This is a genomic window from Polaromonas sp. P3_B4 (assembly GCF_056402835.1).
Genome location: NZ_JBFUGQ010000001.1, coordinates 2,958,683 through 2,981,146 on the forward strand (window position 1 = coordinate 2,958,683; position 22,464 = coordinate 2,981,146).

The 22,464-nt window shown below is 61.1% G+C and carries 23 protein-coding genes; 9 read left to right on the forward strand and 14 right to left on the reverse strand.

The annotated features are described in order from the left end of the window. Positions 1–15: 15 nt before the first annotated feature. The 11 genes from lepB to AC1DVV_RS14125 all read right to left on the reverse strand — a co-directional run bounded on the left by lepB (position 16) and on the right by AC1DVV_RS14125 (position 11,180). Entirely contained in the window at positions 16–684 is a 669-nt protein-coding gene (lepB, locus tag AC1DVV_RS14075; protein WP_457281121.1) for a signal peptidase I, read from the reverse strand. A gap of 67 nt (positions 685–751) precedes the next feature. Further along, positions 752–1,627, reverse strand: a complete 876-nt coding sequence (gene htpX, locus AC1DVV_RS14080; protein WP_477656648.1) for a protease HtpX — start codon at positions 1,625–1,627, stop codon at positions 752–754. Between the two features lie 97 nt (positions 1,628–1,724). Next, complete coding sequence (locus tag AC1DVV_RS14085; RefSeq protein ID WP_477690286.1) at positions 1,725–2,465, reverse strand: DUF3025 domain-containing protein; 741 nt, start codon at positions 2,463–2,465, stop codon at positions 1,725–1,727. Positions 2,466–2,512: 47 nt separating this feature from the next. Next, on the reverse strand, positions 2,513–3,295 hold the full coding sequence (locus AC1DVV_RS14090) for an NYN domain-containing protein (RefSeq protein WP_477687235.1): 783 nt from the start codon (positions 3,293–3,295) through the stop codon (positions 2,513–2,515). Next, entirely contained in the window at positions 3,295–4,362 is a 1,068-nt protein-coding gene (pyrC, locus tag AC1DVV_RS14095) for a dihydroorotase (RefSeq protein ID WP_457281124.1), read from the reverse strand. Before pyrC ends, AC1DVV_RS14090 begins: the two co-directional genes overlap by 1 nt. Positions 4,363–4,459: 97 nt before the next feature. Next, positions 4,460–5,197, reverse strand: coding sequence for an amino acid ABC transporter ATP-binding protein (locus AC1DVV_RS14100; protein ID WP_457281125.1), 738 nt, complete (start codon positions 5,195–5,197; stop codon positions 4,460–4,462). Positions 5,198–5,252: 55 nt separating this feature from the next. Next, complete coding sequence (locus AC1DVV_RS14105) at positions 5,253–5,942, reverse strand: amino acid ABC transporter permease (RefSeq protein ID WP_457281126.1); 690 nt, start codon at positions 5,940–5,942, stop codon at positions 5,253–5,255. Between the two features lies 1 nt (position 5,943). Then, positions 5,944–6,666, reverse strand: a complete 723-nt coding sequence (locus AC1DVV_RS14110; RefSeq protein ID WP_457281127.1) for an amino acid ABC transporter permease — start codon at positions 6,664–6,666, stop codon at positions 5,944–5,946. Between the two features lie 106 nt (positions 6,667–6,772). Continuing rightward, on the reverse strand, positions 6,773–7,663 hold the full coding sequence (locus AC1DVV_RS14115; RefSeq protein WP_457281128.1) for a transporter substrate-binding domain-containing protein: 891 nt from the start codon (positions 7,661–7,663) through the stop codon (positions 6,773–6,775). Between the two features lie 541 nt (positions 7,664–8,204). Beyond that, a complete protein-coding gene (locus tag AC1DVV_RS14120) occupies positions 8,205–9,167 on the reverse strand; it encodes a LysR substrate-binding domain-containing protein (RefSeq protein WP_457281129.1) in 963 nt (320 codons plus the stop codon). Between the two features lie 162 nt (positions 9,168–9,329). Further along, a complete protein-coding gene (locus tag AC1DVV_RS14125; RefSeq protein WP_477702026.1) occupies positions 9,330–11,180 on the reverse strand; it encodes an ABCB family ABC transporter ATP-binding protein/permease in 1,851 nt (616 codons plus the stop codon). A 48-nt stretch (positions 11,181–11,228) separates the two neighbouring features. Here AC1DVV_RS14125 and AC1DVV_RS14130 point away from each other — a divergent pair, with 48 nt between their 5' ends. Continuing rightward, complete coding sequence (locus tag AC1DVV_RS14130) at positions 11,229–11,666, forward strand: acyl-CoA thioesterase (RefSeq protein WP_457281131.1); 438 nt, start codon at positions 11,229–11,231, stop codon at positions 11,664–11,666. Between the two features lie 116 nt (positions 11,667–11,782). Here the strand turns inward: AC1DVV_RS14130 and AC1DVV_RS14135 are convergent, their stop codons facing one another. After that, complete coding sequence (locus tag AC1DVV_RS14135; protein WP_477666614.1) at positions 11,783–12,151, reverse strand: AtuA-related protein; 369 nt, start codon at positions 12,149–12,151, stop codon at positions 11,783–11,785. Further along, positions 12,148–13,533: an acyclic terpene utilization AtuA family protein gene (locus AC1DVV_RS14140; protein WP_477666613.1), complete on the reverse strand. Its 1,386-nt coding sequence runs from the start codon at positions 13,531–13,533 to the stop codon at positions 12,148–12,150. Before AC1DVV_RS14140 ends, AC1DVV_RS14135 begins: the two co-directional genes overlap by 4 nt. Positions 13,534–13,641: 108 nt before the next feature. On the opposite strand from AC1DVV_RS14140, the gene AC1DVV_RS14145 reads away from it, so the two are divergent. The 8 genes from AC1DVV_RS14145 to AC1DVV_RS14180 all read left to right on the forward strand — a co-directional run bounded on the left by AC1DVV_RS14145 (position 13,642) and on the right by AC1DVV_RS14180 (position 21,863). After that, positions 13,642–14,517, forward strand: coding sequence for a branched-chain amino acid ABC transporter permease (locus AC1DVV_RS14145; protein ID WP_477666612.1), 876 nt, complete (start codon positions 13,642–13,644; stop codon positions 14,515–14,517). A 124-nt stretch (positions 14,518–14,641) separates the two neighbouring features. Then, complete coding sequence (locus AC1DVV_RS14150) at positions 14,642–15,718, forward strand: branched-chain amino acid ABC transporter permease (RefSeq protein ID WP_457281135.1); 1,077 nt, start codon at positions 14,642–14,644, stop codon at positions 15,716–15,718. Next, a complete protein-coding gene (locus tag AC1DVV_RS14155) occupies positions 15,715–16,512 on the forward strand; it encodes an ABC transporter ATP-binding protein (RefSeq protein WP_477666611.1) in 798 nt (265 codons plus the stop codon). Before AC1DVV_RS14150 ends, AC1DVV_RS14155 begins: the two co-directional genes overlap by 4 nt. Next, a complete protein-coding gene (locus tag AC1DVV_RS14160; RefSeq protein WP_457281137.1) occupies positions 16,509–17,306 on the forward strand; it encodes an ABC transporter ATP-binding protein in 798 nt (265 codons plus the stop codon). The genes AC1DVV_RS14155 and AC1DVV_RS14160 overlap by 4 nt, the downstream gene beginning before the upstream one ends. Positions 17,307–17,310: 4 nt before the next feature. After that, on the forward strand, positions 17,311–19,164 hold the full coding sequence (locus AC1DVV_RS14165; RefSeq protein ID WP_457281138.1) for an AMP-dependent synthetase/ligase: 1,854 nt from the start codon (positions 17,311–17,313) through the stop codon (positions 19,162–19,164). Between the two features lie 62 nt (positions 19,165–19,226). Further along, on the forward strand, positions 19,227–20,402 hold the full coding sequence (locus tag AC1DVV_RS14170) for an ABC transporter substrate-binding protein (protein ID WP_457281139.1): 1,176 nt from the start codon (positions 19,227–19,229) through the stop codon (positions 20,400–20,402). 177 nt (positions 20,403–20,579) lie between these two features. Then, the gene (locus AC1DVV_RS14175) at positions 20,580–21,200 is read left to right on the forward strand and encodes a YdeI/OmpD-associated family protein (RefSeq protein WP_477702027.1); all 621 of its coding nucleotides are present in this window, start codon (positions 20,580–20,582) and stop codon (positions 21,198–21,200) included. A gap of 114 nt (positions 21,201–21,314) precedes the next feature. Next, complete coding sequence (locus AC1DVV_RS14180) at positions 21,315–21,863, forward strand: MgtC/SapB family protein (protein WP_477648640.1); 549 nt, start codon at positions 21,315–21,317, stop codon at positions 21,861–21,863. 25 nt (positions 21,864–21,888) lie between these two features. Here the strand turns inward: AC1DVV_RS14180 and AC1DVV_RS14185 are convergent, their stop codons facing one another. After that, positions 21,889–22,332, reverse strand: coding sequence for a hemerythrin domain-containing protein (locus AC1DVV_RS14185; RefSeq protein WP_457281142.1), 444 nt, complete (start codon positions 22,330–22,332; stop codon positions 21,889–21,891). Positions 22,333–22,464: the final 132 nt, after the last annotated feature.

Consider the following 22,464-nt stretch of genomic DNA (forward strand, 5'->3'; position numbering starts at 1 on the left):
CAGCAGATCGGCTGATCAATAGAGCGAGCGGCCAAAACGCTCAAGGCGGGGTTGCCACTTCTCCAGGATGTCCGCCGACACCAGGATCCGTTCCGCACGCCCAATCAGCAGGTTGCGCGGCACCAGGCCTATGTAGCGCGAATCTGCGCTGTTGTCGCGGTTGTCACCCAGCATCAGGTACTGGTCAGCGGGAATCGTGATCGGCCCCCAGCTGTCCTTGGCCTTCACACCGGCCAGCCACTGGATTTCATGTTGCTCCTGGGCTGTGGCTTCTTTCACGTGCGTGGCCACCAGCACGCCAACCGGCCCGGCCGGCTCCAGCACCGTGTCCAGCGCCTCATAGCGGGCTGACTGCCCGTTGATGATGAGCACCTTGTCGCGCATTTCCACGACGTCGCCCGGCACAGCCACCAGCCGCTTGATCAGGCGGACGCCGTCCACCGGCGAGGAAAAAGTGACGACGTCGCCGCGCTGCGGATCGGTGGTGCGCGCCAGCACGGTATCGGTCAGCGGAATCTTGACGTTGTAGGCCAGCCGGTTGACGAAGACCACGTCACCTTCGAGCAGGTTGGGCCGCATGGAGCCTGAGGGAATGGGGTTCCAGTCCGCGATTGCGGTACGGAACAGCCCGAACAACAACAGCAACACCAGAAAACTGCGGTTCTGCCTGATCCAGCTTTTCATGCCTGCACTCCTGTGAAGAAAACGGGAAGAAAAAAAGGGCGCCCTGTGCGGGGCGCCCTTTGATGGTTCAAGCCTGGCTGTTCTGCAATGCTGCGATGCGCTCTTCAATCGGCGGGTGCGTGGCAAACAGCTTGCCGATGCTGCCGGTGATACCCATGGCTTCCACCGCTTTGGGCAATTCGCCCGGCTGCATGCCGCCCAGGCGGGCCAGCGCGTTCATCATGGGCTGGCGACGGCCCATCAGCTGCGCGGCGCCGGCGTCGGCGCGGAACTCACGCTGGCGCGAGAACCAGGCCACGACGATGGCGGCGGCAAAACCGAGCACGATGTCCAGCACGATGGTGCTGACGTAGTAGCCGATACCGGGGCCGGAATTGTTGTCGCTGCCGCGGCGCAAGAAGCTGTCGACGGCGTAGCCGATCACACGCGAGAGGAAAACCACAAAGGTGTTCATCACGCCCTGGATCAGCGTCATGGTGACCATGTCGCCGTTGGCCACGTGGGCGATCTCATGGCCCAGCACGGCTTCGATTTCTTCCTTGGTCATGCCTTGCAGCAGGCCGGTGGACACGGCCACCAGCGACGAATTCTTGAACGCGCCGGTGGCAAAGGCATTGGGCGCGCCTTCAAAGATGCCGACTTCGGGCATGCCGATCTGGGCCTTGTCGGCCAGCTTGCGCACAGTTTCGACGATCCAGGCCTCGTCGGCATTTTGGGGCGACTCAATCACCCGCACCCCGGCGCTCCATTTGGCGACGGGCTTGCTGATCAGCAGCGAGATAAAGGCGCCGCCGAAGCCCATGATCAGTGCAAAGCCGAGCAGCGCAGTCAGATTCAGCCCGTTGGCCGTGAGAAAGCGGTTGACGCCAAGCAGGCTGGCGACAATGCCCAGCACCACCACGACAGCAAGGTTGGTCAGGACAAACAGAAAAATACGTTTCATGGGTTCTCCGTGGGGTCGGTGAAAAAAGCCCGCCTTGCGCAGGATATGAGGGCTTGCCAGCCCAGTTCAAGCTGCGCCGCAAGCCCGTGGCTGATTTCTATCTGTTGTTGTTCAGCCGTGGCGGTCGGAATACAAGGGAGTCATCATAAAAGGAAAAGTTCTCGTTCCCGGGCCACCAGCCGGGCACGCCCAGCACCGGCAAAGGAAGAAACGGCTTGCCGGCCAGCTTGTCCGCGCTCAGGTCGGCAGCAATCCAGTGGTCCAGATCTGCTATTGAATTGATAGCTGCTTGCGCCCGGTAGACATGGGCTGTGATCGGTTTTCGTGGATAAATCAGTTTTTCCAGCAGCGCATGGCCAAACAGCACCAGCCGGGCCTGCGGCCAGAGTGGGCGCAAACCTACAAAGAGTTGCTGCCAGTCCCGGGCCGCCAACGCGTCCCACAAGGGTTGCGGCGCCGACAGGAAAGCAGCGTTCTCGTCAAAAAGCGTCAGCGCGTCACGGACCGGGCCGCGCACCTTTTGCACACCGGCCTGCGCAATCTCTGCAGCCTGCAATTGGTTGAGCTTCTTTTTGGTTTCGGGGAACTGCATCCAGCACAGGCCATTGAAAAAATCATGGGCACCTTCGCGCGTGGGGCATTCACCTGTCCTGAAAATAAAGCTCTCGTAAGCCTCACCGGCGGGCAATGCACTTTGGGGAACAAAGCGCACCGGGGCACGCTGCTCGGCATTCAGGGCCTGGTGCAGCGCAGTGCCCGCCGCAATGGCCTGGGCGACGCGTTCGCCAGGCTCCTGCCAGGGTTGCAGCCAGGGCTGGTTCCATGCCGGCATCGGCATGGCCGGCGCTGGCTGCAGGGCTGCAGCGACTCGCACCTGCAGGCCCCCTAGGCCCGGGCCGACTTGTTCAGTCGCCTGTCGCGCACTGCGACGGTCGACTTGCCTTCGTCGGCGATGTCAAACAGCTGGGTGGCCACCAGCAGCTTGGTCAGCGTGGCATAGCCGTAGTTGCGATGGTCAAACGAGGCCTGGTTGGCGATTTGTGTCCCCACAGCACCCACGCGCGCCCAACCCTCGTCGTCGGCTGCGGCCTGGACGGCATTGCGCAGCAGCATGACCAGCTTGGCGTCCTGCTTGAGCTGGGCGGGTGTTGCCCTGAGGGGCGCGGCGGCAACCGCCTCGCCATCGTCACGGCTGTCTCCGTGGGCACCGCCCGCCGCATCACTGACGGCGATGGGGCGCAGCTTGTCGAGGAACAGGAATCTCGAACACGCATTGACAAAAGGCTCCGGCGTTTTCTGCGCGCCAAAGCCGTAGACCGCTGCGCCCTTGGCGCGCAGGTGCATGACCAGCGGCGTGAAGTCGGCGTCCGACGAGACGATGCCAAAGGCGTCGGGCCGGTCGGTATAGAGCAGCTCCAGCGCGTCGATCACCATGGCCATGTCGCTGGCGTTCTTGCCTTTGGTGTAGTCGAACTGCTGCATGGGTCGGATGGCATGCTCGTGCAACACCTCTTCCCAGCCCTTGAGTTCATTCTTCTTCCAGTTGCCGTAGGCGCGGCGGATGTTCGTTTCGCCGAAGGTCGACAGCTCGTTGAGGATCAGGTCGATCTTGGACGCCGGCGAGTTGTCGGCATCAATGAGCAGGGCAACACGCGGCTTGTGGTCCATCAGGTGCTTTCTGAAGTGTGCAGTTTCCAGGGCAGGTTTTCACCCGAGCGCAAAGGCTTGAGCTCGGCTTCGCCGAAGGCAAAGCTCTCGGGCGGGTGCCAGCTTTCCTTCTTGAGCGTGATGCGGCCGGTATTGCGCGGCAGGCCGTAAAAATCCGCACCGTTAAAGCTGGCAAAGGCCTCCAGCTTGTCCAGTGCGCCGGCGGTATCAAAAGCTTCGGCGTAGAGCTCCATGGCGGCGTGGGCGGTGTAACAACCTGCGCAGCCCGTTGCGTGCTCCTTGAGGTGCGCGGGATGCGGTGCGCTGTCAGTACCCAGGAAAAACCGGTTGTTGCCGCTGGTGGCGGCTTCTACCAATGCCAGACGATGCGTTTCGCGCTTGAGCACCGGCAAGCAGTAGTAATGCGGGCGAATGCCGCCCGTGAAAATGGCATTGCGGTTGTAGAGCAGGTGGTGCGCGGTGACGGTCGCACCCGTGAACTGGCCGGCATCGCGCACGTAATGGGCGGCTTCGCGGGTGGTGATGTGCTCAAACACGATCTTGAGCTCAGGGAAATCGCGGCGCAGCGGAATCAACTGGGTGTCAATGAATACCGCTTCCCGGTCGAACAGGTCGATGTCGGAGGACGTCACCTCGCCATGCACCAGCAGCAGCAACCCTTCCTTTTGCATGGCCTCGAGTGCCTTGTAAGTCTTGCGCAGGTCGGTCACACCGGCATCGCTGTTGGTGGTGGCGCCGGCCGGGTATAGCTTGAGCGCCACAACACCGGCGTCTTTCGCGCGCTTGATCTCATCGGGTGGCAGGTTGTCGGTGAGGTAGAGCGTCATCAATGGCTCGAACTGCACGCCGGCCGGCACAGCGGCCTGGATGCGCTCCCGATACGCCGCCGCCTGGGCGGCCGTGGTCACCGGCGGGCGCAGGTTGGGCATGATGATGGCGCGGCCAAACTGTGCGGCCGTGTGCGGCACCACGGTGTGCAGGGCCTCGCCGTCGCGCACATGCAGGTGCCAATCGTCGGGCCGGGTGATGGTCAGGGTGGAGGCGGGTGTGCGGGTGGCTGAAGTCATGGCCTGAATTGTCGCACTGGTCACACCACCCGACCATCATGAGCCGCCATGAAAAAAGCCCCGGGGTTCGGGGCTTTTTTTCCGGGGCGCATGGCTTTCAGTGCGCCAGGATCTTGTTGAGGAAATCCTTGGTGCGCGCCTGGCGGTTTTCCGGGTGACTGAAAAACTCGTCCTTCGAGCAGTCTTCCAGAATCTTGCCGCCGACATCCATGAAAATCACGCGACTGCCCACTTTTTTGGCAAAGCCCATTTCGTGGGTCACCACCATCATGGTCATGCCTTCGACAGCCAGGCCCATCATGCAGTCCAGCACCTCGCCCACCATTTCCGGGTCCAGCGCGGAGGTGGGTTCGTCAAACAGCATGGCGATCGGGTCCATGCTGAGCGCGCGGGCAATCGCCACACGCTGCTGCTGGCCGCCGGAGAGCTGGCCGGGGAATTTATCCTTGTGCGCCATCAGGCCCACGCGATCCAGGTATTTGAGGCCGTGCTTTTTGGCCTCGTCGGGCTTGCGGCCCAGTACCTTGACCTGCGCCAGCGTCAGGTTCTCGGTCACGCTCAGGTGCGGGAACAGCTCGAAATTCTGGAACACCATGCCGACGCGGCTGCGCAGCTTGGGCAGGTCGGTCTTGGGGTCATGCACAGCCTTGCCGTCGACAAAGATCTGGCCCTTCTGGAAAGGCTCCAGCGCGTTGATGGTCTTGATGAGGGTGGATTTGCCCGAGCCCGATGGGCCGCAGACCACAACAACTTCACCCTTCTTGATGCTGGTGGTGCAGTTATTGAGAACCTGCACTTCACCGTACCATTTGGAAACTTCTTTCAACTCAATCATCTTCTTCTCCAGTGTGCTCTTTGAGAGATAGGGGGTGTTTTAAGAAACAGCGATCTCAGCGAATGATGGCGATTCTGCTGTTCAGGCGTTTGACCATGAAGGACAGCCCGAAGCAGATCACGAAATAAACCACGGCGGCCAGCAGGTAGGCCTCTTCAGGACGGCCGAAGATCTTGCCGGCGGTGCTGAAGCCCTTGAGCAGGTCGTAGGCGCCGATGGCGTAAACCAGCGAAGTATCCTGGAACAGGATGATGGTCTGGGTCAGCAGGATGGGCACCATGTTGCGGAAAGCCTGCGGCAGGATGATCAGCTTCATGTTCTGCGAATAGGTCATGCCCAGGGCACGGCCCGCATTGACCTGCCCACGCGAGATGGACTGGATGCCCGCACGCATGATTTCGCTGAAGTACGCAGCCTCAAAGGCCACGAAGGTGATGATGGCCGAAATCTCGGCGCGGTAGTTGGCCCCCCAGGCGCCGAAGGTCGTGTAGAACGACGCAGGTACCAGCAGGAAGAACCACAGGATCACCATGACCAGCGGAACGGAACGCATGCCGTTGACGTAGATGGTCGCGGGAACCGTCAGGAATTTTTTGCCCGACAGACGCATCAGCGCAAGCACGGTGCCGAAAATAATGCCGCCTATGGTGGCGATGACGGTCAGCTCGATGCTGAAAATAAAACCCTTGACGACGAACTGGGAAATCATCTCCCAGTTCAGGAAGCTCATGTCGAGTCCAAGCATGTCAGTGCCCTCCGCCCGTTGAGCCGGCTACAACGAAGCCGGGGATCTGGACCTTCTTTTCAACAAAGGCCATGACCCGGTTGACCGCGAAGGCAGAGATTGCATAAAGGGCCGTCACCGCCAGGTAGATCTCAATGCCGCGCGAAGTTTCTTCCTGCGCCTGCATGGCGAACATGGTGAGCTCGGCGATCGACACCGCGAAAGCCACGGAGGAATTTTTCAAGAGGTTCATCGACTCGCTGGTGAGCGGCGGAATGATGATGCGAAAGGCCATGGGCAGGATCACGTAGCGGTACGTCTGCACGGTGGTAAAGCCCATGGCCATGCCGGCATAGCGCTGGCCGCGCGGCAAGGCCTGCACGCCGGCCCTGACCTGCTCGGCAATACGCGCCGAGGTGAAAAATCCGAGAGCGAACACCACCAGGATGAAGCTGGGCAGCTCCTTCATGGCGGGGAAAATTTTGGGAACCACAAAGTACCAGATGAAAATCTGGACCAGCAAGGGAACGTTGCGAAACAGCTCGACCCAGGCATTGGCAAAGCGGACAAGCCACGGGCTGTTGGGCAAGGTGCGCAGTGTGCCGACCAGCGCGCCAAACAGCATGGCGATCACCCAGGATGCACCGGCGACGGACAGCGTCCAGCCCCATGCGTCAAACATCCATTGCAAGTAGGTTCGGCCACTACCGTCGTCATTTAGAAATACCTGCCAATCCCAAGTCATCACGGCTCCAGCAAAGGGTTGTTGTGTTGTTTTTCCATGCCACGGTAAACGAGAAACCCCGCCAGAGCATGATGTCCGGCGGGGTTCTCAATTTACCTGACCCGAATTACTTCTGGGCGTACTCTTCCATGGGCTTGTCGTTCGGATTGTCCCAGGCAGCCTTGGTGCTGGCGCTCAGTGCCAGGCCCACCTTGGTGTTCTTCGGAGGAATCGGCGACAGGAACCATTTGGTCCACAGCTTGTTCATCTCGCCCGACTTGATCATGCCCTTGACCGTGTCGTCGGCCAGGCGCTTGAGCAGCGGGTCATCCTTGCGGATCATGATGGCGATGGGCTCGACGCTCAACACTTCACCAACGATCTTGAAGTCCGAAGGCTTCTTGGCGGTGGCGATGTTGCCGGCCAGGATGGAACCGTCCATGACGAACGCATCGGCGCGGCCCGATTCGAGCAGCAGGAAGCTGTCGGAGTGGTCCTTGCCGAAGATTTCCTTGAACTCGACGCCGGTGGCGCGCTTGTTCTTGCGCAGCGTCTGCACGGAAGTGGTACCCGTGGTGGTGGCCACGGTCTTGCCGCTGAGCTGGGCAACGGAGGTGATGCCGGAGGTGGCTTTCACCGCGATGCGGACTTCTTCGACGAAGGTGGTCACGACGAAGGCCACGTCTTTTTGACGGGTCGCGTTGTTGGTGGTGGAGCCGCACTCGATGTCGACTGTGCCGTTTTGCACGAGGGGAATGCGGTTTTGCGAGGTCACGGGCTGGTATTTGACTTCCAGCTTGCGCTCGGCGGCTTTTTCGAGGCCGGCCAGGATGCGCTGGCAGATTTCGACGTGGTAGCCGGTGTATTTGCCGTCACCGAGGGTATAGGACAGTGCACCGGAGGAGTCACGCACGCCCATGGTCACAACGCCTGAAGCCTTGACTTTGGAAAGGGTGTCGGCAAACGCACCGCCGGTGGCGAGCAATGCAACAGACAGAGCGACTAGCTTGAGTTTCATGGAATCTCCTGTAATGAATGAAACGATTAGCGAACTATTCTAGAGAGTTGGTTCCCGGGCTACGCCTAGGTTTACCCGGCCTCTAAAAATGGGGGAAAGCGGACGGCGTGAAAGGGTTGATGGTTTTGCAAACCCGCAGCATTGACAGCAATTTCTGGGGTTTTCCAAAATGGTGCACGCATTAAAAGTCCGGAACTATACGGCAGATGTAAGCAGTCTTTGTGCCAGCGGACCGTCAGGCCGCCTGCACTCGTGGCCGCACAGGCTGGGCGATCACCCGAATGGCGCCGTGCCTTGCGCAGACCGATGCCGCACAAAGGGCCGTAAGGAAGGCAACGCAGACAGCAAATGAATCAACAAGCACGGGCAAGCACCAAAATTTGAACGTCACGAACTGTAAATTTGGAGATGTCAAAACACCAATGCTGTTTCGACGATCTTCCATGCATTTTTCTTATAACCACTTAGGGTTACTACTAGTCGTCAGTCTGATGCCAGCATTTGACCGCAAGGCCAGCCCGCTTAGGCAACTAGCGGTCGGCTAGCGCGATGCCGGTGCCCCCGCGCCGCGGCCGCCAGCCTTTTCCTTGCCGCCGGTTTGTGCCTGCAGGTAAGTCCACAAGGCCTGGGCATGGGTTTTGGCAGACTCCTTGGAGGTGGGCCGCTCACGGTACACGCGCACGTCCATGGTCATTTCCAGATTACCGCCGGCGCTGACCAGTTTTTTGGCCCTCAATTCCTTCTTGACGGCACTGAGCGGCAAAAATGCGATGCCGTGGCCTTCCAGCGCCATCGCCTTCAGGCCTTCGGCCATATCGGTTTCGTACACCCGGTCCAGGTGGATGGCCGTGCTCGACTGCTTGAGGATCATGTCGACCATGCGGCCCAGGTAGGCGCCCGGCGCATAGCCCAGATAAGGCAAGGGCTGGCCGGCGCGGCCCGGCAGGCTGAACTCGGGCTCACCCGCGGAATTGGCCCTGACAAAAGGTGCCAGCACTTCCTGGCCCAACGACACCATTTCATAGCGGTCCGGGTCCAGCTGGAAAGGCTGGGAATCGTGGTGGTAGGCGATCAACAGGTCGCAGCTGCCTTCAACCAGTCGCAATACGGCATCGTGCACGTTCAGCGCGATCAAGCGGCTCTTGATGGGGCCGAACTTCTCGCGCAAGCTGCTGACCCAGGCCGGAAAGAAGGTAAATGCCAGGGTGTGCGGCACCGCGAACTCGATGACGTCCTGCCCGGCCGAGGTGTGGCCGCGCAGCATGGCGCGGGTCGACTGCAGGCCCTGCAGCATCTCCAGCGACTGGCTGTACAGGGTTTCTCCGGCAGGGGTGAGCCGCGTGGGATATGAGCTGCGGTCCACCAGGTCGGTACCGGCCCAGGCTTCCAGCGCCTGGATACGCCGTGAAAACGCGGGCTGGGTGACATGACGCAATTGGGCGGAGCGGCTGAAACTGCGGGTTTCAGCCAGGCTCACAAAATCTTCCAGCCATTTGGTTTCCATGAACCAATTATGCGAGCTCAGGCAGTCTTTCTACCTACGGGGAATCCCATGGCTACCTGGAAACCGCAAATTCCGGCCAACCGTGCCGGCATCAGCTTGCTATTAATTTTATAGCTGCTTGCGCCCGTCAGTTATGGTTAAAACCTGGATTTCACTTAAATCTCAAGCCTCTGCCGAACTCTGCTGCAGCGCCCACATCCGCGCATACGCGCCTTCCAGCGCCAACAGCTGCGCGTGCGTGCCACGCTCCACAATGCGCCCGGCATCCATCACCAGGATCTCATGCGCATCCACCACGGTAGACAACCGGTGCGCAATCACCAGCGTGGTCTTGTTTTGCGCGGCGGTGCGCAGCTCGGCCTGGATGGCGCGCTCGTTGGCCGAATCCAGCGCCGAGGTGGCTTCATCAAAAATCACCACCGGCGGGTTTTTCAGCAAGGTGCGGGCAATAGCCACGCGCTGCTTTTCACCGCCCGACAGCTTCAGGCCGCGCTCGCCCACCATGGTCTGGTAGCCCAGAGGCGTCGAGGCAATAAAACCGTGGATGCGGGCCGCGCGCGCGGCTTCTTCGACCTCGGCATGGCTGGCGCCCGGCTTGCCGTAGGCGATGTTGTATTCCACCGTGTCGTTGAACAGCACCGTGTCCTGCGGCACGATGCCGATGGACTGGCGCACGCTGGACTGTGTGACCTGCTTGATGTCCTGGCCGGCAATGGTGATGCAGCCCTGCTGAACATCGTAAAAGCGGTAGAGCAGGCGCGCCAGCGTGGACTTGCCGGCGCCCGAAGAGCCCACCACCGCGACGGTCTTGCCCGGCGGAATTTCAAAGCTCACGTTGTGCAGGATGGGCCGTGCCGGGTCGTAAGCGAAGTTCACATTCTCAAAACGTACCGCCGGCGTACCTTCGATGACGATAGGCTGGGCACCCGGCACGTCGGCGATTTCACGCTCCCGCTCCATCAACACAAACATCTTGTCCAGGTCGGTCAGGCTTTGCTTGATCTCGCGGTAGATCACACCCAGGAAACCGAGCGGAATGTAGAGCTGGATCATGAAGGCATTGACCATCACCAGGTCGCCCAGCGTCATGCGCCCGTCCACCACGCCCTGGGTTGCGCGCCAGAGCATGGCCACCAGCCCGATGGCGATGATGAGCTGCTGCCCGGTATTGAGCAGGCTTAGCGTGTTCTGGCTCTTGATGGCGGCGCGCCGGTAACGCTGCAGGTTTTCGTCGTAGCGTGCGGCTTCAAACTCTTCGTTGTTGAAATACTTGACGGTTTCGTAGTTCAGCAGCGAGTCGATGGCGCGGCTGTGGGCCGACGAATCGAGCTCATTCATGGCCTTGCGGAACTGTGTGCGCCATTCGGTCACCGTGACGGTGAAGAAAATGTAGAACACGAGCGCGATGCCCGTGATGCCGGCAAACCAGACGTCGAACTTGACGGCCAGCAGCGTCAGCACCAACGTCACTTCAATCAGCGTGGGGATGATGCTGTAGAGCGAGTACGAGATCAGCGAATGCACGCCGCGCGTGCCGCGCTCGATGTCGCGCGTCATGCCGCCGGTTTGCCGCTCCAGGTGAAAGCGCAGGCTGAGCGCATGCAGGTGCCTGAACACTTCCAGCGAAATCCGCCGCGCCGCGCCTTCGGTGGCTTTGGCAAACACCAGTTCGCGCAGTTCGGTAAAAAGCGTGGTCGACAGGCGCAGCAGGCCGTAGGCCAGCAGCAGCGCCACCGGCACCACCAGCACCGCCTGTGCGTCGCCCGGTTTGAAGTTCATGGCGTCGACCAGGTTCTTCAGCAAGAGCGGCACACCAACGTTGGCCATCTTGGCGCCCACCATGAAGCTCAGGGCCGCCAGCACGCGCCATTTGTAATCCCACAGGTAGGGGAAAAGGCGTTTGAGGGTGCCAAGGTCCGAGCGCTGGAGCGCGAGCGCCTTGCCGGCGCCCGGCGCTGACGCGGCGGCAGGCACGGCCAGGGAAGAATCAACAGCGGAAGCTCGGGAGCGCATGAGGGACAATCGTGTAGGTTGTTGTAATAACTTTTTCAGATTGTGCCTATGTCTACCGAATCAAGCACCCATACGGACATTCACGCCGAGGACGCCCTGAACGTCCAGTTGCCCACCGACAAGGAACTGGTGCTCAAGGTCATTCCCATGCCGGCCGACTGCAATGCCAACGGCGACATCTTCGGCGGCTGGGTCATGGCGCAGGTCGACCTGGCCGGCTCGGTGGTACCGGCCCGCCACGTGGACGGGCGCATGGCAACCGTGGCCGTCAACCAGTTCATCTTCAAGCAGCCGGTGCGGGTCGGCGACATCCTGTCGTTTTTCTCCTGCGTCACGCGTATCGGCACCACGTCCATCACGGTCCAGGTTGAGGTCTACGCCGAGCGCTTTCGCGCCCAGGGCCGCTACATCAAGGTCACGGAAGCCAGCCTGACTTACGTGGCCATTGACGATTTCGGCAAGCCCCGCAAGATTCCCAAGGCCTGACGCCCGGGTGCCAGGTACCTTCGCCGGCCACCTGGATGCTATTTATTTGATAGCTGCTTGCGCCCAATACAAAAGGCGTACAGGCTTTTTTTGCTTAAATTTTTACGCAATCCCCGTCAGGCACCCCACCAGCCCGCACGAGGGGCAGCCTGAGCTTCTTCCAGCTCTGCCTCGCTGACTTCGATCTCCATGCGCAGCAGCGCTGCTGCCATGGCCTTGCCCAGGTTGTCCATGCGCAGGTTGCGCGCACCACCGCCTTGCAGCGCGCCCTGCAATACCAGCTTGAGGGCCAGGATATTGGGCAAGCGCCAGCATTGCACCGCGCCCGGCAGCCAGGGCGCAAAGTGCGCCTGCACGCGTTCGGCCGTCACCTCGCGCTCCATGATCCGGTAGCCCGCCTCGTTCCAGGCAAAGAGGCCAAAGTCCACCCAGTCGGCCTTGTCGCCGCTGCGCGCATGCGCGAGCTTCACCAATTGCACCCTCATGACTGCAACACCTCCACACGCACCGCCGCCTCAACCGCTTGCCGGTCAATCAGCGCAGGCCAGATGCCCAGCAACTCACTGCTGTTGTTCAGGCCGTGAAAGCCGCAGGTATAGGCCGGCCCGCTCAAGGCCATCCACGGAAAGAGCCGGCCAAAACCTTCGGCCACCGCTTTGTCCTGCGTCCTGATCGCCATACGGACCCAGACTTCGTTGAGCTCCGCCAGCACTGCAGGTGCAGGCAGTGGCGCCAGTGGGCCATGTGCCGAGTTGAGCCCCGGGAATTCGACAAAGAGTTCGTCGTGCGCCTGGCGCTTTTCCCTCAGCCGGGCTTTCACCATCTCCACAGCTGCCAGTGCCTTGTCATGCGCATCAGGCCAGCTAAAGCCCCAGGTGACCTCGGCCTTGTAGCCGTCGCGAAACCCGCCCACCACCTTGAGTTGCGCGGGCCGCGCGTGGCCGCGCACGCCCGTCATGCGCACGGCATCGTCGCCCAGGTCTTCGAGCCGCACCGCCGATAAATCCATCACCACATCGGGCGAGGCATAGTGCCCCGGGTCGTGCACTTCATACAGCAGTTGCTGGCGCACCGTATCGAAATTGATGCGGCCACCCGTGCCCGGTGCCTTGGTGATCAGCGCCGTGCCGTCTACGCTGACCTCGGCGATGGGATAGCCGATGTGGGCGAGATCGGGAATGGCCTTCCACGCCTGCTGGCTGCCAAAGTTGCCGCCGCTGCCCTGGCCCGAACATTCGAGCAAGTGCCCCACCGCCAGCCCTTGCGCCAGCCGATCCAGCTCGGCCGGCGTTTTTGCGTCCTCCAGCTTCCAGTTGAATTCATGCACCAGCGGCGCCAGGAACAGCGCCGCATCGGCGACGCGCCCTGTCACCACAATATCGGCGCCCTGCTGCAGCGCCGACACAATAGGCCGCGCGCCCACATAGGCATTGGCAAACACCATGCGCTCGCGCACGGACTCAAACGCCTGGCCGTTGAACATATGCGGCGGCGCGAGCTCTGCGAGCTGCGGCAACACTTCGTCACCGGTGACCACCGCGATGCGCGCCTTCCATCCCTTGGCCGCAAACGCCGCGCGCAAGGCAGCGCCGGCGCCCGCAGGATTGAGCCCGCCCGCGTTGCAGATGAACTTGACGCCGCGCGCCTGCATCAACGGCCACAGCTTCATCAGCATGGGGACCACATCGCGTGCATAGCCCAGTGCAGGGTCGCGCTGCCGGTCCTTTTGCAGGATGGCCAGCGTCAGCTCGGCCAGATGGTCGCTTGCGATGTAGTGAACACCACCACGCTCAATGCTCGCGGCCACAGGCTCCCATGCGTCGCCGTAGAAACCCAGGCCGGCGCCGATTCGAACATTTCGTTCCATCTAGGGATTACGCTTGATCACCAAGGCGACACGTATTCGGAACAACCCCTAGCGACAGACCTTTAGGCGACAGCTATAACCAAAGCTCATTACAGGGGAGACCGCGACGTGCAATTCTTGCAACTGCTCATCAGCGGTATTGCCCAAGGCTGCATCTACGGGCTGATCGCGCTGGGCTTTGTGCTCATCTACAAGGCCACCGAGACGGTCAGCTTCGCGCAGGGCGAACTGATGATGCTGGGCGCGTTCGGCGGCCTGGCCTGCATGACCTTGCTGGGGTTTCCCTTCTGGCTGGCGGTGATCAGCGCGATTGCAGGTATGGCGTTGTTCGGCATGGTGCTGGAGCGCCTCGTAATACGCCCCATCCTCGGCCAGCCCGCGTTTTCCATCGTCATGCTCACCATCGGCGTCGGCTACACGGCGCGCGGCCTTATCACCATGATCCCCGGCATAGGCACCGAAACCTATGTGCTGCCCGTGCCCTACAAAGACCAGATCTGGAGCCTGGGCGCGCTGGTCATCAATGTCGAGCAGGTTGCCATCATCGTCACCACCGCAGCGCTGTGCCTCATCCTGTTTGCGATGTTCAAGTACAGCAAGCTGGGCATCGCCATGCAGGCGTCGTCGCAAAACCAGCTGGCTGCGTACTACATGGGCATTCCCGTCAAGCGGCTTAACGGCCTGGTGTGGGCACTGGCCTCGGCCGTCGCGGCGATTGCCGGGCTCCTGCTCGCGCCCATCACCTTTGTGCATGCCAACATGGGTTTTATCGGGCTCAAGGCTTTCCCGGCCGCGGTGGTAGGCGGTTTCGGCAGTCTGCCCGGCGCGATTGTGGGCGGGCTGGTGATCGGCCTGGTTGAATCGTTCTCGGGCTTTTATTTGCCCGACGGCTTCAAGGACATCGCCGCCTATGTGGTAGTGCTCATCATGCTGATGGTCAAGCCCAGCGGCCTGTTCGGCGAGAAGCTCCGAAAAAAAGTATGACGAACAAGCAGGTCAACGCGTGCCATCCCTTAAAGCCAGGCCACCGTGGAACCGGCTTTGCCGGGCCGCTAGTGGCGCCCCCCGAGGGGGAGGCGCCGAAGGCGCTTCGGGGGGGAGCCTTCTCATGAGGTTCATCTTTAAAACCGATTACGGCCAGGACATCAAACTGGCCAAGCACGCAGGCCATGTGTTCTGGTACGGCGCACTGATGTTGCTGTTGCTAGCGGCACCGTGGTTGTTCCCCGAATACTGGCTCGCACAACTCACCTTCGTGATGATCTACGCCATCGCCGGGCTGGGCCTGATGTTGCTGGCGGGTTTCACCGGCCTCTTCTCTTTGGGGCACGCGGCCTTTCTGGGCGTCGGCGCTTACACGCAGGCGGTGATGACCAACGCCGGCCTGCCCTTTCCCATCGCCTTGTTGTGCGCCGCCGGGCTATCAGCCGCCGTGGGCCTGGTCGTGGGCCTGCCCGCCCTGCGCGTGAAGGGCATTTACCTCGGCATGGCGACGCTGTCTTTTGGCTTCATTGTTGAAGAAGTGTTTGCACGCTGGGAAAGTGTTACCGGCGGCAATGCGGGCATCCACATCAAGGCACCCGACATGTTCGGCTGGAAGCTGGCCAGCGGCGAGTCCTTCTATTTCCTCTGCCTCCTCATCACCGTGGCGGCCACGCTGGCCATCCTCAACCTGCTGCGCTCGCCCACGGGCCGGGCCTTTGTCGCGATCCGCGATTCCGAGATTTCGGCGCAGAGCATGGGTATCCACCTGGCGCGCTACAAGACGCTGTCTTTTGCGCTGTCTGCGGCGCTGGCCGGCGTGGCCGGCGCACTCTATGCGCACAAGCTGCAGTTCATCTCGCCCGACCAGTTCAACATCCTGCAGTCCATCGACCTGCTCTTGATGATCGTGATCGGCGGCGTGGGCTCGGTACACGGTGCTTTTCTGGGCGCCATCTTCCTGATCTCCATGCCGCAGGTGATTGGCCTCACCAAAGACTATTTGCCCGCCACCATAGGCCAGGCCCCCGGCCTGCAGGCGGCGGTCTACGGCATTGTGCTGATCGCCTTTGTGCTGTTTGAGCCGATGGGGCTGTATGGCCGCTGGCTGAAGATTCGCACCTATTTGCAGCTCTTTCCTTTCTACAGAAAAGGACTCTTTAAACGGCAGAAATCATTCCAGAAGTCAGATCGCCTGAAATGAGCACGACCCTCCTTTCCGCCAAAAACCTCAGCGTTCGCTTCGGCGGCGTGCTGGCGGTCAACAACGTGAGCTTTGACGTCAAGCAGGGCGAAGTCTTCACGCTCATCGGCCCCAACGGCGCGGGCAAGACCACGGTGTTCAACCTGATCAGCCGCATCTACACACCCACCACCGGCGAGATTGAATACCGCGGCGAAAAGCTCACCTACCAGCCGCCCCACAAGATTGCTTCGCTGGGTATTGCGCGCACCTTCCAGAACATCGAGCTGTTTGAGCACGCCACCGTGCTGCACAACCTGCTGATTGGCCGGCACACGCACCGGCAGACAGGTTTGCTGCACGACCTGTTTTTTACCGCCAGGGCGCGAGATGCCGAACTGCTGGCACGCGAAAAAGCCGAGCAGGTCATTGACTTCCTCGACCTGCAACATCACCGCGATTCGATGGTCGCAGGTCTTCCCTACGGCGTGCGCAAGGTGGTCGAGCTGGCGCGGGCGCTGTGCACCGAGCCGCAGTTGCTGCTGCTCGACGAGCCCTCTTCCGGCCTCAATGTGGAAGAAACCGGCGACATGGCCTTCTGGATCCAGGACATCCAGCATGAGCTGGGCATCACGGTGCTGATGGTCGAGCACGATATGTCACTGGTCTCCCGCGTGTCAGACCGCGTGCTGGCCATGAACCAGGGCGAGGTGCTGGCCATGGGCACGCCGCGCGAGGTACAGAACGATCCTGGCGTCATCGAAGCCTATCTGGGCTCGGTGGATGAGGTCACATCACTACGGAGGACAGCATGAGTGCGGTCCCTCCACCCGTCAGCGACCAACCCGTCCTGAAACTCCTCAACGTCGAGAGCTCCTACGGCCCCATAAAGGCCATACGCGGCATCAGCCTGCAGGTGCGCCGCAGCGAAATTGCCACGGTGCTGGGCTCCAACGGCGCGGGCAAATCCACCATCCTCAAGACCATCTCGGGCATCCTCGATCCGCGCAAGGGCTCCATCGACTTCAAGGGCGAGGACATCACGGCGCAGGACCCGGCTCATATCGTGCAGCAGGGCTTGTCGCATGTGCCTGAGGGACGCGAGGTATTCCCTTTGCTCAGCGTACGCGACAATCTGCTGATGGGTGCCTACACCCGCAAGGACCGCGACGGCGTGGCGCTCGACATGGAAGCGGTGTACGGCTACTTCCCGATCCTGAAAGAGCGCGCCCTGCAAGACGCCGGGCTGCTGTCGGGCGGGCAGCAGCAGATGCTGGCAATCTCGCGCGCGCTCATGGCTTCGCCCGACCTGATCCTTCTCGACGAACCCAGCCTGGGCTTGTCACCCAAGCTCACCAAGGAAATTTTCGAGATCGTGGTGCGCATCAACCGCGAGCGCGGCACCACTATCCTGCTGGTCGAGCAGAACGCCAACATGGCGCTCAACGCGTCGGACTACGGCTATGTGCTGGAAAACGGCCGCATCGTGATGGAAGACACCTGCGCCCGCCTGCGCGAGAAAGAGGACATCAAGGAGTTCTACCTCGGCATGAAAGAAGACGGCGTGCGCGGCGAGCGGCGTTGGAAGAAAAAGAAGACGTGGCGGTGACTGAATGAGCAATCTTTGGGATCTTTCACACATCCAGCCCGAGCATGCCATCGTCATGCCAGGCGAAACCATCCCTGCGGTGTTCTGGAACGCGGTGGAGCAGCGCAGCCACAAAACCTGGATGCGGCAGAAAAAGCTCGGCATCTGGCGCAGCTGGACCTGGACGCAAACCGGCGATGCGGTGCGCGAAATCGCCGCCGGGCTGCTCGCCCTGGGCTTTCCGCGCGGCGAATGCGCCTCCATCCTTTCCAACACCGTCATCGAATGGGTGCTGGCCGATCTGGCGGTGCTCAGCTGCGGCGGGGTTTGCAGCGGCATCTACCCCACCGACGCCGCCTCGCAGGTGCACTACCTCTGTGAAGATTCGCGCACCACCACGCTATTTGTCGAAGACGACGAGCAGCTCGACAAGGCGCTGGAAGTGCGGCCGCAATTGCCCCTGCTCCGCAAGATCATCGTGTTCGACACCGAGGGCCTGCGCGACCTGAATGACCCCGGCGTGATGGGACTGGACGAGCTGCGCGCGCTGGGCCGCAGCTACCTGGCCGACCATCCCAACACGGTGAAAGACAGCGCCGCTGCCTGCAAACCTGAAGACCTGGCCATCCTGGTCTACACCTCTGGCACCACCGGCAAACCCAAGGGCGCGATGCACAGCCAGCGCGGACTGGTGTTTACCGCACGTGGCTACAACACACTCGTCGCGCAAAACGAAGACGACGAGCGCATGTGCTTTTTGCCGCTGTGCCATATCGCCGAGCGCATGGGCGGTGAATACTTTGCGATGTACGCGGGCGCCAAACTCAACTTTGTCGAGAATCCCGAGACCATTCCTGAAAACGTGCGTGAGATCGCACCCACGGTGTTCACCGCCGTGCCGCGTGTGTGGGAGAAGTTTTATTCCGGCGTGATGATCGCACTGAAGGAAGCCAGCTGGCTGCAGCAGGCCGCCTATACCTGGAGCATTGGCGTGGGCATGCGCATCGCCGACACCGTGCTGGCCGGCCAACCGGTCAGCACATCGCTCAAGGCCCGCTTCACGCTGGCGCGCTGGCTGGCACTCAACAACACGCGAAAGCTGATCGGCATTCACAAGGCGCGGTTTTGCGTCACGGGTGCGGCGCCCATTTCGCCCGACCTGGTGAAGTGGTACATGGCGTTGGGGGTTCCCATGCTGGAGGTCTGGGGCATGACGGAAACCTGCGGCGCCGCCAGCGGCGTGCCGGCCAGTTGCATGAAGCCCGGCTCCATAGGCCCGGCCGCCGGCTACAACGAGATGCGGCTGGACCCGGCCACTGGCGAGATCCTGGTGCGCGGCACCAATGTTTTTTTGGGTTACCTGAACCAGCCTGAAAAAACCGCCGAGACGCTGGATGCCGAGGGCTGGCTGCACACCGGCGACGTTGGCGTGATGGACGCGCAAGGGTTTTTCCGGATCACCGACCGGATGAAGGACATCATCATCACCGCCGGCGGCAAGAACGTGACGCCCAGCGAGCTGGAAAACGAACTCAAGTTCTCGCCCTACATCACCGACGCGGTGGTCATCGGTGACAAGCGCGCCTACCTCACCGTCATCATCATGATCGACCAGGAAAACGTCGAGAAATTCGCCCAGGATGCGGACATACCATTCAGTAATTACGCCAGCTTGACGCGGGCCACTGAAGTGCAAGAATTGATCCAGTCGGAGATCGACCGGGTCAACAAGAAGTTTGCGCGGGTCGAGCAGATCAAGAAATTCTTCCTGCTCGACACGCAGCTCACGGCGGAAGACGAAGAGCTCACGCCGACCATGAAGCTCAAGCGCAAACTCGTAGAAAAAAAATACGCCCCGCAAATTGAGGCCATGTACTGAGCCCTTCGCCAGCACCGTGTATCGAGTGAACCAGAAACAAGAACCATTAAGGAGACAAAACCATGAAACTGAAGTCAACCGCCGTTCTTTCCGCGCTGGCCTGTGCAGCCGCCTTGTCGGCAGCCACAGCACAGGCGCAAAGCCAGGGCGTCAGCAAAACCGAGATCACGCTCGGCTCCATCCAGGACCTGTCGGGACCGCTCGCGGGCTTCGGCAAACAGATCCGCAACGGCATGACGCTGCGGGTGGACGAACTTAACGAACAAGGCGGCATCAACGGCCGCAAGGTCAAGCTGATCGTCGAGGATTCGGGCTACGACCCGAAGAAGGCGGTGCTGGCGGCGCAAAAGCTGGTGAACCAGGACAAGATTTTCGCCATGGTCGGCCACCTGGGCACGGCGCAAAACCTGGCCGCCATGCCGGTGCAGTTCGAAAAAAACGTCATCAACTTCTTCCCGGTGACGGCCGCACGCGAAATGTACGAGCCCTTCCACAAGCTCAAGTACTCCTTCGCTGCCACTTACTACGACCAGATGAAGTCGGCCGTGCCCAAGCTGGTGAAGGAAAAGAACGCCAAAAAGGTCTGCTCGATGTACCAGGACGATGAGTTCGGCCTCGAAGTGCAGCGCGGCGCCGATGATGGCCTGAAGACCCTCGGCATGACCATGGTCGAGAAAACTTCCTTCAAGCGCGGCGCCACTGATTTCTCGTCGCAGATCGCCAAGCTCAAGGCCTCTGAATGCGACCTGGTTGTGTTGGGCACCATCATCCGAGAAACCATTGGCGGCATCGGCACCGCGCGCAAGCTGGGCTACAACCCCGTCTTCCTGGGCTCCAGCGCCGCCTACACCGACCTGATCCACAAGCTGGGCGGCAAGGCCATGGACGGCCTCTACGCCACCATGACGGTGCAAAACCCCTACCTGGACGAAGCCTCGCAGCCCATCCGCTTCTGGGCCAACAAGTACAAGACAGCCTTCAATGAAGACCCCACGGTGTTCTCGGTCTACGGCTATACAGTGGTCGACAGCTTTATACGCGCTTCGCAAAAGGCCGGTGCCAACCTCTCGACCGAGAGCTTCATCAAGGCCATGGACACCATGGTGATCCCGGCCGACATCTTCGGCAGCTCTGAAGGCAAGTTTGGCCCGCAAAAGCGCCTGGGCAACAACCAGTCGCGCCTGTCGATGTTGCAGGACGCGCGCTGGAAAGTGGTGTCTGACTACATCACGCAGTAAAGCCAGACGCGACCGCCAGCCGTGACTCCGAAAACCACCTCCGGGTGGTTTTTTTATGCGAAAAGTGGCTGAAACCCTTTAAATACGAGCGCTAGCAGCTCCTGAATTAATAGCACTCACCTCCACCTATCGCCCCCATGGCTTGCCCTGAATCCCGCGCGTCACGCAAAATGCGTCATGCCCACCTCCGCCAAACCCGCTTCCAAAACGCCTGCCAGGACTCCCGCCGCCCCGCTTGCCACCGTGCGCTGCAAAGACACCCAGGCCTTCACCAAGTGGTTGGCCAAACACCACGCAAGCAGCGCCGGTGTCTGGCTGCAGATCGCGAAGAAGGATTCAGGCATAGCCTCCATCACCCACGCCCAAGCCCTGGAAGCCGCGCTCTGCCACGGCTGGATAGACGGCCAGAGGAACTCCATGGACGCGCAATATTTTTTGCAAAAATTCACCCCGCGGCGTGCCCGCAGCACCTGGTCCAAAGTCAACTGCGCCAAGGCCCTGGCACTGATTGAATCCGGCGACATGCAGCCGGCGGGACTGGCCGAGGTTGAACGCGCCAAGGCCGACGGCCGCTGGGATGCGGCCTACGACGCGCAGAGCAAGATGGCAGTGCCTGACGACCTGGCGGCGCTGCTTGCGAAAAGCGCCAAGGCCAAAGCCTTCTTCGAGTCGCTGGACTCGCGCAATCGCTTCGCCATTTTGTTCAGGCTGCAAACCGCCAAGAAAGCCGAGACACGCGAGCGCCGGCTGGTGAAGTTCGCCGACATGCTCAAGCGGGGCGAAAAAATCCATCCCTGACGGTGGACAGGGCTTTTTCGGTGACGCCGTACGGCAGACGCGCTACAGTCAATCGGGCGAGCCCATCCCTCAACCGAACACGCAAGAACCTGTTTACGATCTAAAGGAGTCCGCATGGCGTCCACCTGGTGGCAGCAAGTCGGTGAAACCATTGCCTCGGAGTTTTCAGATTTGCCCGATGCCGAGCAGGCCACGCGCGTCATGGTTCGCCTCACGCTGGCGGCGTTGCTGGGCGGCCTGCTGGGCATAGAGCGCGAGCAAAAAGGCAAGGCCGCCGGGGTGCGCACGCACATGCTGGTGGCCATGGGTTCCGCGATGTTCGTGCTGGTGTCGCAGCAGTCCGGCATGATCACCGCCGACTTGAGCCGGGTGATTCAGGGCGTGATTGCCGGCATCGGCTTTCTGGGCGCGGGCACCATACTCAAGGGCCACATCAAGGGCAACCCCGACGAAGAGCAGGTCAAGGGCCTGACCACCGCCGCCGGCATCTGGCTGACGGCGGCCATTGGCGTGGCGGCCGGCATGGGGCGTGAAAGCACTGCGGTCCTCAGCACCCTGCTGGCGCTCGGCATCCTGGCGCTGGTGCCGCGCCTGGTGCGTTTTCTGGAAAAGCCCGAACCGCTGCTCAAGCCTGACGGCGACAAGCGCGGGGACGGTTCATAAGCTCGTCCAGGGGCGCCGCGGTGGTTTAATTTTTCGTGCGCTGCGAGACGAACTCGCCTTCATAGCCCTTGGCCAGCGACAGCTTTTCGGCTTCGGTCAACACTTTGCCTGCCAGCTGGAACACACCCTGCTCCTCGTCTTCAAGGTGGTGATAGATCTTGTGGTGCAGCTCTTTGGCCGTGGCCAGCCAGGCGGGCGAGCTGAAATCGGTTTCTTCCAGCGTTTCCACCAGTTTGTCCATCTGGTGGTGTTCGGCAATGCCGTGGCGTGAGGGTTCCTGCGTCATGTCGTGCGCGATCAGCGGCACATAAAAAAAACGCTCTTCCGCCGCGGCATGTGCCGCGAGTTCAAGCTTGAGCTCCTTGAACAGCGTGGCTCTTTCCTTGCTGTCGCCCTGCGTTTTGATGAGGTTGTCCGCCAGGGCGCGCTGGGTGACGTGGCTTGTTCGCAGTGCTTCAAAAATGTTCATTCAATCATTATGGGGACGGTGCAGGCCCCGGCGTGTAGGCCAAGGGCGGATCCTGCAAGGCCAAAAATCGCTATTAATTTGATAGCTGCTTGCGCTCATCCAGCCTGGCCTGGAGGCCTGAATGGCCAAAGA